This is a genomic window from Acinetobacter chengduensis (genome assembly GCF_003664645.1).
Taxonomy (GTDB): Bacteria; Pseudomonadota; Gammaproteobacteria; order Pseudomonadales; family Moraxellaceae; genus Acinetobacter; species Acinetobacter chengduensis.
Window position 1 is genome coordinate 95,339 of sequence record NZ_RCHC01000009.1, and the last position, 16,833, is coordinate 112,171.

The window sequence follows — 16,833 nt, forward strand, 5'->3', positions numbered from 1 at the left end:
CATTACAGGAAATCCATTCAATAAAAAACCCGCCGAAGCGGGTTCTTAATACATCAAGCAATTAATTAAACATCTAAATAATCTAAAATGCCTTCTGCGGCTTGACGGCCTTCGTGAATCGCAGTCACCACCAAGTCAGAACCGCGAACCATATCACCACCTGCAAAGATTTTTGGATTCGAGGTTTGGAATTTAAATTCTTGCTGTTCTGCTGCCACAACACGGCCAGAACCATCCAAATTAATATTCACACCATCAAACCAATCTGCTGGCGAAGTACGGAAACCAAATGCAAGAAGTACTGCATCAGCAGGAAGAATCTCTTCAGAACCAGGGATTGGCTCAGGGCTACGACGACCACGGCTGTCTGGCTCACCTAACTGAGTCGTTACCACTTTAACGCCAATCACTTTGCCATTTTCACCGACAATTTCGATCGGTTGACGATTGAATTTAAATTCAACGCCTTCTTCTTTGGCATTTTTCACTTCACGGCGTGAGCCTGGCATGTTTTCTTCGTCACGACGATATGCACATGTTACAGACTGGGCACCTTGACGAATAGACGTACGGTTACAGTCCATGGCAGTGTCACCACCACCCAGTACAATCACCTTCTTGCCTTCTACACTAATGTAATCAGATGCAGATTTTTCCCAACCTTGGGTCCGGTTTACATTAGCAATCAAGAAATCTAGTGCATCGACAACACCATCTAGATCTTCTCCAGCAAAACCACCTTTCATGTATGTGTATGTGCCCATACCCATAAACACAGCATCGTAGTCTGCAAGTAATTGATCAATGGTCACGTCTGTACCAATTTCAGTATTTAAACGGAATTCAACGCCCATGCCTGTGAAAATTTCACGGCGACGTTTCATAACGTCTTTTTCCATTTTAAATTCTGGAATACCAAAAGTCAGTAAGCCACCAATTTCAGGGCGTTTATCAAATACAACGGGTTTAACACCGTTACGTACTAGAATATCAGCACAACCCAAGCCTGCTGGGCCTGCACCAATAATCGCAACTTTTTTGTCGGTCCATTTTACAGATGACATATCTGGGCGCCAGCCCAATGCAAATGCAGTGTCATTAATATACTTTTCTGCATTACCAATAGTCACAGCACCAAAACCATCATTCAGTGTACATGCACCTTCACATAAACGGTCTTGTGGACAAACACGACCACACACTTCTGGCAAAGTGTTGGTTTGATGACACAATTCAGCTGCTTGGAAAATACGACCTTCTGCAATCAACTTTAACCAGTTTGGAATGTAGTTATGCACTGGGCATTTCCATTCACAGTAAGGGTTACCACAACCTAAACAACGATGTGTTTGATTGGCTGCCACTTCCGCTGTGAACGGTTTATAAATTTCCACAAACTCTGCTTTGCGGACATCAATATCTTTTTTCTCTGGATCTTGGCGTGGTACATCCAGGAATTGAAAGTCATTATTTAGGCGCTCTGCCATGTCTCTCTCCGTGGGTAGATGTAGACTGATTCCAAGTCAGTACTACATCTGCCTATATCTCTGCAGTAGTGGAATTATTGTGGATCAGCTTGAGTTGTTTTTAACAAAGTCTGCAAGTTTGCAGCTTTTGGTTTCACAAGCCAGAATTTACGGCTATAGAAATCAAACTCATGGCGGATCTTATACGCCCAAGCACTACCTGTTTCTTTAATGTGTTGATCGATAATACGGAGCAAGAATTCTTGATGTTCTTCCATCGCTTCTGTAGAAATACGATTCAACTCGATCAGTTCGTGGTTGTAATGATCAACGAAGTCATTATCCAAATCAAGCACATAAGCAAAACCGCCTGTCATACCTGCACCGAAGTTATGACCTACTTTACCGAGTACAGTCACAATACCGCCAGTCATATATTCACAGCAATGGTCGCCTGCACCTTCAATTACCGCAAATGCACCTGAGTTACGTACCGCAAAACGCTCACCCGCAGTACCTGCTGCAAAAAGCTTACCGCCAGTTGCACCGTACAAACATGTGTTACCAATAATTGCCGTATTTTGCGTTTGGAATGGCGAACCTTTTGGTGGGAAAATTGAGATACGACCACCAGCCATACCCTTACCTACGTAGTCATTCGCATCACCTTCAAGGCTGATATGCAAACCACCTGCGTTCCATACACCAAGAGACTGACCTGCAGTACCCGTTAAATTCACTTTAACTGGATGCGCTTCCATGCTCAAGTTGCCATAACGTTTCGCAATTTCACCTGAAATACGCGCACCAATTGAACGGTCACAGTTACCAATCGTGAAGCTATATTCACCTGTTGTGCCTGCTTCAATCGCTGGAAGTATTTCTGCGACCATTTTCTCTGCAAGCAAGCCTTTGTCGAATGGCGCATTGCCTTCAACTTGGCAATATTGCGCCTTACCTTCAGCTGCTGGATGTGATTCAAGTAATTTACTTAAATCAAGATGCGCATGCTTTTCAGTTTCGCCTGGCAATGTTTCGAGTAGATCTGTACGACCAATCAAATCTTTTAGACTTGAAACACCTAGTGCTGCCAACCATTCACGTGTTTCTTCTGCAATGAAGTGGAAGAAGTTGATTAACATCTCAGGCTCACCAATATAGTGTTCCTGACGTAAATGATCTTGTTGTGTTGCAACACCTGTTGCACAGTTATTTAAGTGGCAAATACGTAGGTATTTACAGCCTAATGCGATCATTGGTGTAGAACCAAAACCGAAGCTTTCAGCACCTAGAATTGCCGCTTTCACAACATCTAGACCTGTTTTTAAGCCACCGTCTGTTTGTACACGAACTTTACCACGCAGGTCATTTACACGAAGGGCTTGATGCGCCTCGCTTAGACCAAGCTCCCACGGAGAACCTGCATGGTGAATTGAAGAAAGTGGAGAAGCCGCTGTACCGCCGTCATAACCAGAAATGGTAATGAAATCTGCGTACGCTTTTGCTACACCTGCCGCAATCGTACCAACACCTGGCTCAGAAACAAGTTTAACTGACACCATCGCCTGTGGGTTAACTTGTTTTAAATCAAAGATTAACTGTGATAAATCTTCAATTGAGTAAATGTCGTGATGCGGCGGAGGCGAAATCAGCGTTACACCTGGCACAGAGTAACGTAGACGAGCAATTAAGCCGTTTACTTTACCACCCGGCAACTGACCACCTTCACCTGGTTTTGCACCTTGAGCCACTTTAATTTGAAGTACTTCTGCAGATGTTAAATAAGCAGGAGTTACACCAAAACGGCCAGACGCAATTTGTTTGATTTTCGAGTTACGGATGGTGCCGTAACGCGCAGGATCTTCACCGCCTTCACCAGAGTTAGAACGGCCACCGATTGTATTCATTGCAATCGCAATTGCTTCATGTGCTTCAGGTGATAATGCACCCAAAGACATACCTGCTGAATCGAAGCGAGGTAAAATTGCTTCTACAGATTCAACTTGATCCAATGCAATTGAATTGTCAGTTTTGAGTTTAAATAAATCACGAATCGTTGCGATTGGACGGTGATTCACTAACTCAGCGTATTCTTTGAAGTCTGCATAGTTGCCCGAACGTACTGCTTTGTGTAAAGCATTAATCACGTCTGGGTTAAATGCATGATATTCCTTATCAAAGACAAACTTCAGCATACCGCCTTGTTCGATTGGCTTACGTGCTTTCCACGCTAAATCTGCCAATTTTTTCAAATCGTTTTCAAGGTCAACAAATGTTGCACCTTTGATGCGGCTTGGTACGCCAGTGAAGCACTTCGCAACCACATCATCCGACAAACCAACGGCTTCAAATAATTGACCACCACGGTAAGAGGCAACCGTTGAAATACCCATCTTAGAAAGTACTTTTAATAAGCCTTTTTCAATGCCTTTACGGAAGTTTGCTTGCGCATGAATTGGGTCGCCTAAAAGCTCACCTTTTGCGATCAAGTCATTAATCACGTCATAAGCAAGGTATGGATAGATCGCTGTTGCACCAAAACCTAAAATAACTGCAAATTGGTGTGCATCACGTGCCAGAGCAGTTTCCACAATAATGTTGGCATCTGTACGTAAGCCCGCATTAATCAAGTGATGATGCACAGCACCTGTTGCCATAAGGGCATTGGCTGGCAAGAAACCTTGGCGGATTTTACGATCAGATAAAACTAATAGGGTTTTACCTGCACGAATGGCTGTCGCAGCTTCTTCACAAATACGTGCAATTGCAGCTTCCAGACCTTCTTCAACAGCATAGTTCAAATCAATATCTGCGATTTCATAACCAGTACGACCAATCGTACGGATTTGATGCATTTTTGAATTTGACAGAACTGGGCTTGAAATAATCAAGCGATCTGCATGTTCTGGACTTTGTTCAAATACGTTCTGCTCACGCCCTAAACAAGTTTCGAGCGACATCACAATCGATTCACGTAATGGATCAATTGGCGGATTGGTTACCTGAGCAAATTGTTGACGGAAATAATCAGACACGTGACGAACTTGACGTGATAGAACCGCCATAGGCGTATCATCACCCATAGAACCGACTGCTTCTTGACCGCTTTCTGCGATTGGACGAAGCAATTGATCACGCTCTTCAAAGGTCACCAAGAACATTTTTTGCGCCGCTTTTAGGTCATCACCTTTTAAGCCTTGTTCACATAAATATTCTTCAAGCTCTGGACTACCTTGAATACGTACTGAGTTTTCACGCAACCATTGACGGTATGGACGCATACGTTTGAGATGGTTGCTGACATCTTGAGTATCAAGCATTTTCCCTGTATGCGTATCAATCACTAAGATTTGACCTGGGCCTACGCGACCTTTCGAAATCACATCTTCAGGCTCATAACCCCACACACCAATTTCAGATGCCAGTGTGATATAGCCATTTTTAGTAATCACCCAACGTGCTGGACGTAAACCATTACGGTCAAGCATACAAATTGCATGACGACCATCTTGAATCACGAGACCCGCTGGACCATCCCAAGCTTCCATGTGTTTTGAGTTAAACTCATAAAATGCACGTAAATCCGCATCTAGAGTTTCAACGTTTTGCCAAGCTGGCGGAACGAGCATACGAAGTGCGCGGAACAAGTCCATTCCACCGCCAACTAAAAGCTCAAGCATATTATCCATACTTGATGAATCCGAACCTGTACGGTTCACAATCGGATTCAGCTCAGTAATACCTGGCAAGAGTGGGTTTTCAAATTTTGGCGTGCGTGCCATTGCCCAGTTACGGTTTGCAGTAATGGTATTGATTTCACCATTATGTGCAAGGTAACGGAATGGTTGTGCCAAAGGCCAACGTGGTAAGGTGTTGGTTGAGAAACGTTGGTGGAAGACCACAATATGAGATGCTAAGCGTTCATCAGCCAAGTCAGTATAGAAGTCTGCAATAAATGCAGGCATCATCAAACCTTTATAGCTGATCACAGTTGAACACAAAGTCGTTACATAAAAGTATGGATCTGCCGTTAATGCTTCTTCAGCACGACGACGCGCCATGAGTAACTTACGGTTAAACTCAACCTCAGTAACACCCATTGGGCAGTTCACAATAATTTGTTCAAAACCTGGCAATGACTGCATAGCAATCGAGCCTAGAGCGTCATTGTTGGTTGGAATAACGCGCCAACCTAAAACTTTACAGCCTTCAGATTCGATTTCTTTGGTTAATACTTGTTTCGAGTGCACGGCAAGGGCTGGATCTAAATTTAGAAATACCGTTCCGACTGCAAAAACTTCACTTAATGTGATATCGCTAATTTTCTTCGCTTCTTCACGAAAAAATTGCTTTGGCATAGCCAAAAGCAAACCACAACCGTCACCCGTTTTACCATCCGCAGCAATACCGCCACGGTGGGTCATACAGCTTAGGCTATGAATAGCAGTCTTAACCAGATCATGGCTTGCATCACCCTGCATATGGGCGATTAAACCGAAACCACAGTTATCTTTAAACTCATCCGGTTGGTATAAACCTTGAGCGGGAGCTACAGTATTAGGCGATGGCATGTGCATAGCGTACCCTTCTTTTCTACACTGCTCTTTCGAGCCAATAACAAAATCTAATTTTTTCTTTGCGATTTAGTCTTAATCTACTCACATAAATTGTTTTGCTGAGCAAATTTATTTCTTCTTCACATACTTAAGATATACCGAAAAACATCATCTTGCATGTAAATCGAAACATATTTTGCAGAACCACCAGTTCTCATCAGCCTGACTGCTTCGCACTCTCATCGAATCATTTTCGCGCCAAAATAGGGAGATATATTCAATTGATGCACCAATAAAGCAAATTTCATGCCAAACTAATGCAACATATAAGCAAGTACTGATGAGTTAAGGGATTTATATTCAATATTATTATTTAGTGTTTTATTTTTAATCGATATTGCACCATTAAGGCGCATTTTTAAAATAAACTTAGTTTGTAATGCGCCATTTTAGCTCGAACTAATTAAATGGGTCACTCACCTCATGTTCAACGGAATTTATAGGAGTTGTTTTAGGGCGAGTTGGCTCTGCAGAACTCTGAGATTTTTGCACATTCACCACATTACCCGAAGCATCACGTCGTGTAACCGTAGTAGTTGTCGTAACATTTTTAGCTGAATCCACTTGGGTTTCTGCTTGCTGTGCTTGCGCTTTTAATCGTGCTGCCGCTAACTGTGCCTCATCGACCTGTGGTAAAGGTGCTGTTTTTAATTTGACAGAATATATCTTACTGTTATTTTTTAATTCTTCAGTGCCTAAATCATTCACAAGAGGCTGATATTGATCAATCGCCACAACCACTGGCTTCACAGAGGCAGGTAAATTCATTTTCATATCTGCAATAGCTTGATTTGCTTCACTATTACTACGATATACGCCATACAATAAAACATATTGCTCGGGATGATCTTCACCAGAAAGACGTAAATAGATGAATGGCTTACGATCACCTTGCTTTCTCAAAAAGCTTTTAACAATTTCTTCGTTGGAGCTACGAAAGATCTCGACAGCTACATCATTTTTGTGTTCTGTAATAAATTTTGTACCACGAAACTCTGCTTCATGCTGTGCAGTCACCACCACACGCGTCGTCATATCTAAAGGCTTCACCTCATCATATAACGCACCAAGATGGTTCATTGCCGCCACTTTTTCAGGTTGAATTTGTAATTCAACTTCCGTTTCGGGCTGTTTATCCACCTCAATCAATTCTTTAGTGTCTGTAACTGCCCAGAATACGAGCGCGCCAAATAGGCAAGCACCTCCCAATACGAGCCAAACGTATTGCTGGATAGGAAATTTTGCCTTTTGAAGCGCCATGATGAACCTTTTACTTATCTCTGATTTGCCAGAATGGCTTGTTTCATTAATTCCACATCAAATTCTTTGGTAATGATCGCTTTGCCTAGTTTCTTCATCAGCACCAAACGCAATTGGCCATTCAGCACTTTTTTATCATGCGACATATATGATAAGAATTGATCTAATGGAATTTTAGGGCAAACCGTAGGTAAATTGGCACGTAAAATGATATTTTTTGTACGTTGTACATCATCCGCACTCAACCATCCCATTCGATGCGACAAATCTGCCGCCATGATCATGCCTACAGCAACAGCCTCACCATGTAACCATTCACCATAACCCAAGTACGATTCAATGGCATGACCAAAGGTATGACCTAGATTTAACAAAGCACGCTCACCTTGTTCTTTTTCATCATTGGCCACAATTCGCGCTTTATGTGCACATGAACGATAGACTGCTTCAGCCAATAATTCAGCATCGCGTTTTACCAGACCGTCCATATTTTGTTCTAACCAAAGCAAGAAGTCTGCATCACCTAATAACGCATACTTAATGACTTCAGACAAACCTGCTGATAATTCACGATCTGGTAAAGTATCCAATTGAGACATATCTGCCAACACCACTTGCGGTTGCTGGAATGCACCAATCATATTTTTACCTAAAGGGTGATTAATTCCTGTTTTCCCCCCAACACTTGAATCTACTTGTGAAAGTAAAGTCGTCGGGACTTGAATAAAATACACACCACGCTGAAAACATGCCGATGCAAAACCAGCCATATCACCAATAACACCACCGCCTAAAGCAAGTACGGTGCAATCTCGATTGAAACCTGCCTGAAGCAAAGCATCAAAAATGAGATTTAAGTGTTCACTATTTTTATATTTTTCACCATCAGGCAAGATGCATGTCGCGACAGTTTTGCCCAATGCTTGGATGGATTGTTGGTAATGCTCCAAATAAAGCGGTGCTACCGTAGCATTTGACACAATCATCACCTGTTGCCCATGAATAAATGGCTCTAACAAGCTTTGTGGATTTAAATCACTACCAATAAAAATAGGATAACGGCGTTCGCCAAGTTCAACATATAAGGTTTGCATGAATATCGCCGATCTATGACTGACTAAGAACAGGAGTAGAAACGATCATGTTTAAGATTTTATGCGCTAAATCACGCGCAGCACCTTGATTCGTTTCAATAATATGATGTGCAACCTCACGATAGAGTGGGTCACGTATTGCCAATAAATCTTTCAATTTTTGTTCAGGATTTTCGACTTGCAATAAAGGGCGATTTTTATCGCGAAAGGTCCGCTGCAGTTGAATTTCAACTGGCGTATAGAGATAGACAACAATACCACGATGTTTGAGAAATTCGCGGTTAGGGGCTTGTGTAACTGCACCACCACCCGTGGCTAAAACCAAATGCTGACGTGCCGTTAACTCATCAATCACAATAGTTTCACGACTACGAAAACCGACTTCCCCTTCCTTTTCAAAAATCCAAGGAATGGTTGCACCTGTTTTGCGTTCAATCTCATGATCACTATCAAGAAATTCACGCCCTAACAATTCTGCTAGATGTCGCCCAACGGTTGTTTTTCCTGCCCCCATAGGCCCTACCAAATATATATTTGGTAGGGATTCAAACTCTTTGCTTGGCAAGGAGTCACCTTTTGATTTTGTTAATTTCAAAATATATTAATGATTTCTTGAAACACTGTCATTAACAATTCGTGGCGTAACAAAAATTAGCAACTCAGTTTGTGCATTTGTTTTCACATTGTTTTTGAACAATACGCCAACAAATGGTAAATCACCTAGGAATGGAACTTTTTGATACTGATTACGCTTAATATCATCAAAAATACCACCCAGTACAACTGTTTCGCCATCACCAACGAGAACATTGGTTTCAAGCTTATTGGTATTAATTAAGTAACCCGCAGACGTTAACTCACCAATGGTATCTTTTTCAATTTTAAGATCCATTTGCACTTTACCGTCAGGTGTAATACTCGGTGTAACTTCCAACTTTAAGTTTGCGTCTACGAAACTGGTTGTTGTACCACCTTCAGCGCTCCAAGATTGATACGGAATTTGATCGCCACGTAAAATTGAAGCTTTCTGCTTATCCCCTGTCATAACTTTTGGCGCAGACAACACTTCACCATGACCATCTGATTGCAACGCAGTCAATTGCAAATCAAGCATAAAATCAGAGATTTTCAATAATCCAAAATTAAATGTACCTGCCGTACCAGTAGCTAAATCAACCCCCAAATCAAATTTTGGCGAGTAATCCCCCCCCCATACATTTGATCCATTCGCACCAGCGCTTAATGATGGATTGTTGCGTTGTAGGCCCCAACTCACACCTAGTTCACGCGAAAACTCTGTTTGTGCAGTTACAATACGCGCTTCAACCATCACCTGTTTTACTTCAACATCAAGCAAATCGACCATCTTACGAATTTTATCAATATTATTTGCCGTATCATTCACGATTAATGTGTTAGTTCGCGCATCAACAGAAATAGATCCACGTGAACTTAATAATGCATCCGAAGCATTACTGCCATTATTAGCACCACCCGTATTATTCGTTTTACTTTGCGTGATCAGTTTCTCAATATCAGCAACTTTAGCGTAACTTAACTTCAAATATTCAGTTTGAATAGGTGCAAGCTTCACACTCTGTTCTATAGCTTTCGCTTCATCTTCTTCTGCTTTAATCAATTCAGCAACTGGCGCAATCCAAATTACATTGCCATTACGACGTTTATCTAAATTCTTAGTTTTGAGCACAATATCTAATGCCTGATCCCAAGGAACATCTTTTAAGCGTAATGTAATATTGCCATTCACAGAATCTGCAGCCACCATATTGATATCAGTAAAGTCTGCAAGAAGTTGTAAAACACGGCGTACTTCAATATCTTGGAAGTCTAAAGAGATTTTTTTACCCGTATAATGATTCGATGCTTTTGCACGTGCTGGATTTTTATCTTCGGGACGCTTTAAACTAATGGTTAGACGATTATCTGTCTGATACGCCATATATTCATAGCTACCACTAGATTCAATAGTAATCAAACCACTACCACGATCATTCTGTGCATCTACTGTAGCAACAGGGGTCGCAAAATCATTCACATTTAAACGACGTGCCAAATGCGCTGGCACTTTATTGCCCAAAGTGCGTACAACGATCTTACTACCTTGCTGTTGTACATCAACTGGTGTATTGCTACCCAATAAATCAATAACAACTAAGCCTTCACCCGCCGAACCACGCTTAAATCCAATGTCCGAAATTCCCTGAGCTTGCTTTTGCACAGCTACAGGTGTTGATGCAGATGTATTTGCCACATTAATTTTAAGGATAAAGGTATTACCTTCAACACGTGTAGTAAATGCACCTGCATCTGCTAAATTCACGGTCAAACGAGCACGTTGTGCATCAGAACTAATATCAACCGAGCTTGCTTCATTTGTTGCTACTGGAATAGAACTTTGCTTCAGGTTTTGCTGTGCTTTATCAAAATCGAGAATTAAACGCGATGGTTGTTCCAACTGATAAGCTTGAGGTTGTGGTGGCAAACCATTGAACATGACACGAATTTCAGTACCTTGTCCTGGAATTTGCATTGGTACCACATTCGTCACTGCAACACCCGCACTCGCGGCTTGCATGACCGCCATTGCTACAGCACCCATAGAAAACTGACGAAACATACGGTTCATTGTATTGCCATCCCCAAAAATAAAATCTTGCATACTATTTTTCATTTTTATTCCTTTAAGCTTAAGGTGCTGGTCCAATTAAAATAAGACTTCTCGGACGTTCAACATATCCTTCTCGCCCATCTGGAATAACCTCAATCAAGTCAATCTGTGTTGGCGTTATATTGACAATACGCCCCTGATTAAGCCCCATATAATTACCGCGCTGAACACGCTCAATTTGCCCATCTGGTGTTTGAATTAATGCAATGATGCCACCAGCTTGGTTACGCAAACTTCCCTTCATATTTAAGGTTTCTAAAGCATAACTTTCTAATGGTTGTTGCTGACGATTAAAGTTTGGATAAACACGCTTACCCGCCATAATTTTCAGCTCAGCCGCCAACGAACTTGGTAAGAAAGGGCTTTTTAGTTGATGTGCAGCATAAACAAATGTTTCTGTCGAAGTAAAATCTGGTGCTGGCTCGATTGGCAGTGGTGGTTGATTACGAATATTCGCCATTTCTTGATTAACTGCATCAATACGACTATCACATCCAACCAAAGCAAAGCCAATGAGTGAAAATAATGCAATTCTATTCATTTTCATTATTGAGCTCCTTCCGTAGGTGTACTATCACTATTACCTACATAGCGATATGTTTTCGCCTGAAGAACGTAATTAATGCTTGGGATTTCAGACTTTTTCTGAGGATTTTCAGAAGAGCTAATCGTAAAATCATGCAAAGTAACAATACGTGACAACCCAGCAATTCCACTTACAAAACTACCAAATGCATGATAATCACCTGTGGCTTCCATTGAAATCGGTTGCTCAATAAAGAATTCTTGTTTTACTTCTGGCTCTAGTCGAATATTTTTAAATTTCAATCCAGAGTTCACACCCGTTACGTTAATATCTTCAACTAAACCAGGAATCTCTGTTTCTTTAGGCAATTGATCCAATTGCTGATTAAAACGCGCTTCCATATCCTGCAATTGAGTCTGATACTGTTGTAAATTACGCAACTTAGATTCTTTTTCACGAAACTCATTTAATAAATTTTGTTCTTGTGCATGAGCACCATCAATCGACTCCATTTTGCCTTTAATCATGACAAAATAGCTCAGTGCTAATACTAACAAGACAATAAAAATCCAACAGGTAATTTTGACAGATAAAGGCCAACTACCATAGTTATTTGGATCCAAGGTATTAAATTGCTGTAAAAACTTATCCAGCGTCATTTTCTTCTTTGCTGGCGCAACAGTTGCTTGACTTAAATCATCAAATTCTTCACGACTCATTTCGCCACCTCCGCTGTAGATGCTGCTGAATCAGCCCCTGTAGCACTTCCTTCTACATTTGCTACGGGTTGTGGGATCGTATCTAAGTCTGCAGTGACCACAAAATTGCCATAACTTTCTTCAACACGAGGAACCACTGATTTTGGGGCTTCATCTTTATTTACTTCAACAGCCAAGAATGAATTCATGAAAGCATTGCGATACCATGGTGAAGCTTCCAAGTTACGCAGGAACTCTGCGACAGCATTTGGACTTTCTGCCTTACCTTCAAAAGTAAATTTATCCCCAGCTCGAGTAAACCTTGTAATATAAACATTACTTGGCACCACACGAACCAGTTCATCAATTAAATGTACTGCTATTGGACGCTGGCTTTGTAAACCTTGAATCAACTTCATACGTTCAATAATGGCATTACGCTGTTCTTGCAAGCCATCTAGTGACTTTAATTGTACATCTAGATTTTGGTTGGTACTCACAATCAACTGATTGGCTTGTTCTTGATCCTGTAGTTTTTGATCGTAGTAGAACCATACAGCAGTAGCTACAATAACCCCTAGAAAAAATGCCCCAATGCAAATTGCAATAAATTCTTTTTTTCGTTTCTCTCTTAGCTCATCGCGCCAAGGGAGTAAGTTAATTTTTGCCATTAATCAAAACTCCTCAATGCTAAGCCACATGCCACCAATAATGATGAAGCATCATTTTCAATTTTTTTAATATCAATTTGAGGTGAAAAACCCATTTGTAAAAATGGATTGGCAATCGTGACGCGATATCCCAACTTTTGTTGCAACAATTTTGCAAGACCCGGAATATTGGCATTTCCTCCAGCCAATAAAATATGATCAATTTCATTGAACTGTGAAGACGAAAAGAAGAATTGTAATGAACGTGCTGCTTGTTGCACTACGGCCTCTAGGAAAGGCTCTAATACTTCAACATCATAATCGTCTGGTAAAGCACGCGTTTTTTTTGCACGCCCAGCTTCTTCAAAAGAAAGACCATAACGGTTTTGAATTTCTTGGGTCAGTTGTTTTCCGCCAAATACCTGTTCACGACTGTAAATGACTTTATTATTTTGCATTACGTACAACGTCGTCATGCTATGACCAATATCTAAAATACCTACCGTTTTCACGCCCATCGGCAAGGTATCTGAAAAAACTTTAAATGCATTTTCTAATGCAAAACTTTCGACGTCCGCAATTTTAGGCGTCAAACCCGCCATTTCCAAAACTTCAGAACGACCTTCAATATTTTCAATCAGCGTTGCAACTAAGAGTACATTGACGCGGTTTGGATTAGATAAAACATCAGGGAGAACTTCAAAATCTAGACTTGCTTCATCCAATGGGAATGGAATGTATTGTTCGGCATCCATACGAATCTGTACTTCACGCTCATCACTCGTCATATCCGCATCCATTTCAATGACCTTAGTGATCACCATAGATGTTGGGATGGCAAATGCTGCATTTGAAGATTGCGTATTGGCTAAATTAATTGCGCGCTCAAGGGAGTCCCCAACCGCTTCAGGGTTTAAGATGTTTTTTTCAACAACACTGCCTTCTTGCAGTGGTACCAAAGCATAGCTTTCGACCCAATGCCTGCCGCCTTTTACAGAAAGTTCCAGAACCTTAACAGAAGTTGAACTAATATCTACTCCTATTAACCCCTTATTTGGCTTACGATATAACCTGAGCACAATATCATTCCTATTATTTTTTTATCCCCAAAAAAGTAACTCACTAACTATAATCGGCCTATAATTTATCGCAGATACAATATCTCATATAACAATCTGCGCGCCTTAAGGATATACTGACCGCTAATTAGTTTGCCATTAGCTCTTATTAAAACTTACTTGTTATGAAAAAGCTATCTTGTTCAGGCCTTGTTCATCCATTTTTTTTGATCTTAATTTTAATTTTGATCTCTATTCCAATGGGTTTTTATGGCATGTATCTCTATATTGCACCATCTTTGCCAGAAATGTCCACTCTGAAAAAGGCGCCATTATTAAAACCATTACAAGTTTATAGTGCCGATAATGAGCTTATTGCGGAATATGGTGGCAAACTTTCTGTGCCTGTAGAATACAATCAAATACCACCACATTTTATTCATGCCTTTTTAGCCGCGGAAGATTCCTCTTTCTTTGAACATAGTGGTATTAGTTTCAAAGGTTTAGGGCGAGCCGTGAGTGAATCGATTACAGGCTCAGATGTACAAACCGGTGGTTCCACCATTACCATGCAGGTAGCTAAAAATTATTATTTAAGCCCTGAACGTACATTAAAACGTAAACTCACTGAAGTATTTTTAGCACGTAAAATAGAACAAAACCTCACAAAAGAAGAAATTCTGTCTTTATATGTCAATAAAATATTTTTAGGTAAAAATGCTTACGGTATCGCAGCAGCGGCGAAAATTTATTATAACAAAAGCTTAAACGAACTCTCATTAGGTCAAATGGCCATGATTGCCGGCCTTCCTAAAGCCCCTTCAAAATATAATCCTGTTGCTAATCCAAAACGTGCCCTCGAACGTCGCAATTGGATTTTGGGTCGTATGTTACAACTGGGCTATATCAACCAAAAAGAATATGAGCTTGGAATTGCTGAACCCATTAATTTAGATATGCCTGAACGCGGTGTAAATAATCGCTTTCCCTATGTCGGAGAAATGGTCCGTTCAGAACTGATTAGTACTTTAGGTGAACAAGCGATTGACTCTGGTTATAAAGTCTATACCACAATTAATAGCCAACGTCAGGCCTATGCGGAGCAAGCTGTACAAGAAGGTTTAGAAGATTATGACCGTCGCCATGGTTGGCGAGGTGCTGAAGCGCATGGCGAACCGCTGAAAAATTTTATAGCATTTGCCAACACCTTCCCAGCTCAAGTCGTTAAAGTGGATCGCTCAAGTTTTGATGCACTTTTACAAGATGGCACCACGGTAACTGTACCGTGGTCAGGTATGTCTTGGGCACGGCCTTATCGCAATGCAAACAGTGTAGGTAATGCTCCAAGCAATGCTTCACAAATTGTCAAAAAAGACGATATTGTTCGCTTAAGACCAAATGACAATAAAACTGCTTGGGCTTTAGTTCAAATTCCAAAAGTTCAAGGGCAGTTAATTGCGATTAACCCTAATAACGGTGCGATTGAAGCTGTGGTGGGTGGATATAACTTTTATCAATCCACGTTTAACCGTGCTGTTCAAGGCTGGCGCCAACCTGGCTCAACCATCAAGCCTTTTGTTTATGCTCTAGCCTTAGAACGTGGTTTAACGCCTTATAGTATGGTCAATGATAGCCCAATCACGATTGGAAAATGGTCGCCAAGAAACTCTGATGGTCGCTACCTCGGCATGATTCCTCTGCGTCGTGCATTATATCTTTCACGTAATACGGTATCTGTACGTTTACTACAAATGGTGGGAATTGAGCGTACACGCCAATTACTGATGGATTTTGGCTTACAAGAAAATCAAATTCCTCGTAACTACACCATCGCTTTGGGTACACCACAAGTTCTGCCTGTACAAATGGCCACAGGTTATGCAGCCTTTGCCAATGGTGGTTACCGCATTCAACCACATTTTATTAGTCGCATTGAAGATGCTTATGGCAAGGTTATTTATCAGGCAAATCCTGAATATGCATGCATTCAATGTATTAATGAAAAAGAGCCTGCACCAGAAAGTGAAAATCCAGCAACTCCAGATGATGAAGCTTTCCAAGTTTCAAATTCGGCAAGCGAAGCTATTACTAATGATAGCACTGAAATTGATACCGGCGATTACCGTCAAGCACAGCGTATTTTAAAATCAAGCTCTGCATTTGATATGGCGAACATCCTACGTGACGTGATCCAACACGGTACAGGCCGTGCTGCCCTAAAAATTGGTCGTAATGACCTTGGTGGAAAAACAGGAACCACCAATGATGCGAAAGATGCATGGTTTGCTGGCTTCAATGGCAAACTAGTCTCCATTGCATGGGTCGGTTTTGACCAGCCTACAACCCTAGGACGCCGTGAATATGGCGGTGTAGCAGCCTTACCTATCTGGACTAACTTTATGGAAAATGCCTTAAAAGGCACACCAGAAGCTTGGGTTCGTTTAGATAAAAATGCCAAACTTCCTGTACAACGCGATCAGGCTAACCCAAATAAGGAGGCAAATAAACAGGATCGTGCTGCACCTGCTTTAGCCCAACCTTTATATCGCCCTGCACCTGTAGCTCCACGCCCAACCGTGCAAAATGATTTTGAAGATTTGCCAGGCGATCAACCTTTGGTACCAAACCAAACTAAACCACCTGCACTAAATAACAACCCGCCACCTAAACAAGGTGGAGATGCCTTAGATCATTTGATCCAGCAAGTGCAATAATAAAAAAGCCTTCGAATATGAGGGCTTTTTTAATGTTCAGGTCTAATCATCTTGTCACAGCA

The 16,833-nt window shown here is 41.2% G+C and carries 11 protein-coding genes; 1 reads left to right on the forward strand and 10 read right to left on the reverse strand.

The annotated features are described in order from the left end of the window. Positions 1–65: 65 nt before the first annotated feature. The 10 genes from D9K81_RS09865 to D9K81_RS09910 all read right to left on the reverse strand — a co-directional run bounded on the left by D9K81_RS09865 (position 66) and on the right by D9K81_RS09910 (position 14,078). Positions 66–1,487: an FAD-dependent oxidoreductase gene (locus D9K81_RS09865; protein ID WP_120373652.1), complete on the reverse strand. Its 1,422-nt coding sequence runs from the start codon at positions 1,485–1,487 to the stop codon at positions 66–68. A gap of 74 nt (positions 1,488–1,561) precedes the next feature. Next, positions 1,562–6,037, reverse strand: coding sequence for a glutamate synthase large subunit (gltB, locus tag D9K81_RS09870; protein ID WP_120373768.1), 4,476 nt, complete (start codon positions 6,035–6,037; stop codon positions 1,562–1,564). A 444-nt stretch (positions 6,038–6,481) separates the two neighbouring features. Then, on the reverse strand, positions 6,482–7,345 hold the full coding sequence (locus tag D9K81_RS09875; protein WP_407923630.1) for a hypothetical protein: 864 nt from the start codon (positions 7,343–7,345) through the stop codon (positions 6,482–6,484). 11 nt (positions 7,346–7,356) lie between these two features. Next, complete coding sequence (aroB, locus tag D9K81_RS09880) at positions 7,357–8,436, reverse strand: 3-dehydroquinate synthase (RefSeq protein WP_120373654.1); 1,080 nt, start codon at positions 8,434–8,436, stop codon at positions 7,357–7,359. A 13-nt stretch (positions 8,437–8,449) separates the two neighbouring features. Continuing rightward, positions 8,450–9,001, reverse strand: coding sequence for a shikimate kinase AroK (gene aroK / locus D9K81_RS09885; RefSeq protein ID WP_120373655.1), 552 nt, complete (start codon positions 8,999–9,001; stop codon positions 8,450–8,452). 36 nt (positions 9,002–9,037) lie between these two features. Next, positions 9,038–11,083, reverse strand: a complete 2,046-nt coding sequence (gene pilQ / locus D9K81_RS09890) for a type IV pilus secretin PilQ (protein ID WP_407923631.1) — start codon at positions 11,081–11,083, stop codon at positions 9,038–9,040. A 61-nt stretch (positions 11,084–11,144) separates the two neighbouring features. Further along, entirely contained in the window at positions 11,145–11,672 is a 528-nt protein-coding gene (locus D9K81_RS09895; RefSeq protein ID WP_120373657.1) for a pilus assembly protein PilP, read from the reverse strand. Next, positions 11,672–12,370 carry a type IV pilus inner membrane component PilO gene (locus D9K81_RS09900; protein ID WP_120373658.1) on the reverse strand — a complete coding sequence of 233 codons (699 nt, stop codon included), beginning with the start codon at positions 12,368–12,370 and terminating at the stop codon, positions 11,672–11,674. The genes D9K81_RS09895 and D9K81_RS09900 overlap by 1 nt, the downstream gene beginning before the upstream one ends. Next, on the reverse strand, positions 12,367–13,020 hold the full coding sequence (locus tag D9K81_RS09905; protein ID WP_120373659.1) for a PilN domain-containing protein: 654 nt from the start codon (positions 13,018–13,020) through the stop codon (positions 12,367–12,369). The genes D9K81_RS09900 and D9K81_RS09905 overlap by 4 nt, the downstream gene beginning before the upstream one ends. Then, positions 13,020–14,078 carry a pilus assembly protein PilM gene (locus D9K81_RS09910; protein WP_106983927.1) on the reverse strand — a complete coding sequence of 353 codons (1,059 nt, stop codon included), beginning with the start codon at positions 14,076–14,078 and terminating at the stop codon, positions 13,020–13,022. The genes D9K81_RS09905 and D9K81_RS09910 overlap by 1 nt, the downstream gene beginning before the upstream one ends. Positions 14,079–14,242: 164 nt before the next feature. On the opposite strand from D9K81_RS09910, the gene ponA reads away from it, so the two are divergent. Next, positions 14,243–16,771, forward strand: a complete 2,529-nt coding sequence (ponA, locus tag D9K81_RS09915) for a penicillin-binding protein PBP1a (RefSeq protein WP_120373660.1) — start codon at positions 14,243–14,245, stop codon at positions 16,769–16,771. Positions 16,772–16,833: the final 62 nt, after the last annotated feature.

What these genes read in the sequence shown, in the direction of transcription:
- aroB (WP_120373654.1), bottom strand. Translation starts at nt 8,436, where the DNA reads ATGCAAACCTTATATGTTGAACTTGGCGAACGCCGTTATCCTATTTTT.
- ponA (WP_120373660.1), top strand. Translation starts at nt 14,243, where the DNA reads ATGAAAAAGCTATCTTGTTCAGGCCTTGTTCATCCATTTTTTTTGATC.
- pilQ (WP_407923631.1), bottom strand. Translation starts at nt 11,083, where the DNA reads ATGAACCGTATGTTTCGTCAGTTTTCTATGGGTGCTGTAGCAATGGCG.
- D9K81_RS09900 (WP_120373658.1), bottom strand. Translation starts at nt 12,370, where the DNA reads ATGAGTCGTGAAGAATTTGATGATTTAAGTCAAGCAACTGTTGCGCCA.
- gltB (WP_120373768.1), bottom strand. Translation starts at nt 6,037, where the DNA reads ATGCCATCGCCTAATACTGTAGCTCCCGCTCAAGGTTTATACCAACCG.
- D9K81_RS09865 (WP_120373652.1), bottom strand. Translation starts at nt 1,487, where the DNA reads ATGGCAGAGCGCCTAAATAATGACTTTCAATTCCTGGATGTACCACGC.
- D9K81_RS09905 (WP_120373659.1), bottom strand. Translation starts at nt 13,020, where the DNA reads ATGGCAAAAATTAACTTACTCCCTTGGCGCGATGAGCTAAGAGAGAAA.
- D9K81_RS09895 (WP_120373657.1), bottom strand. Translation starts at nt 11,672, where the DNA reads ATGAAAATGAATAGAATTGCATTATTTTCACTCATTGGCTTTGCTTTG.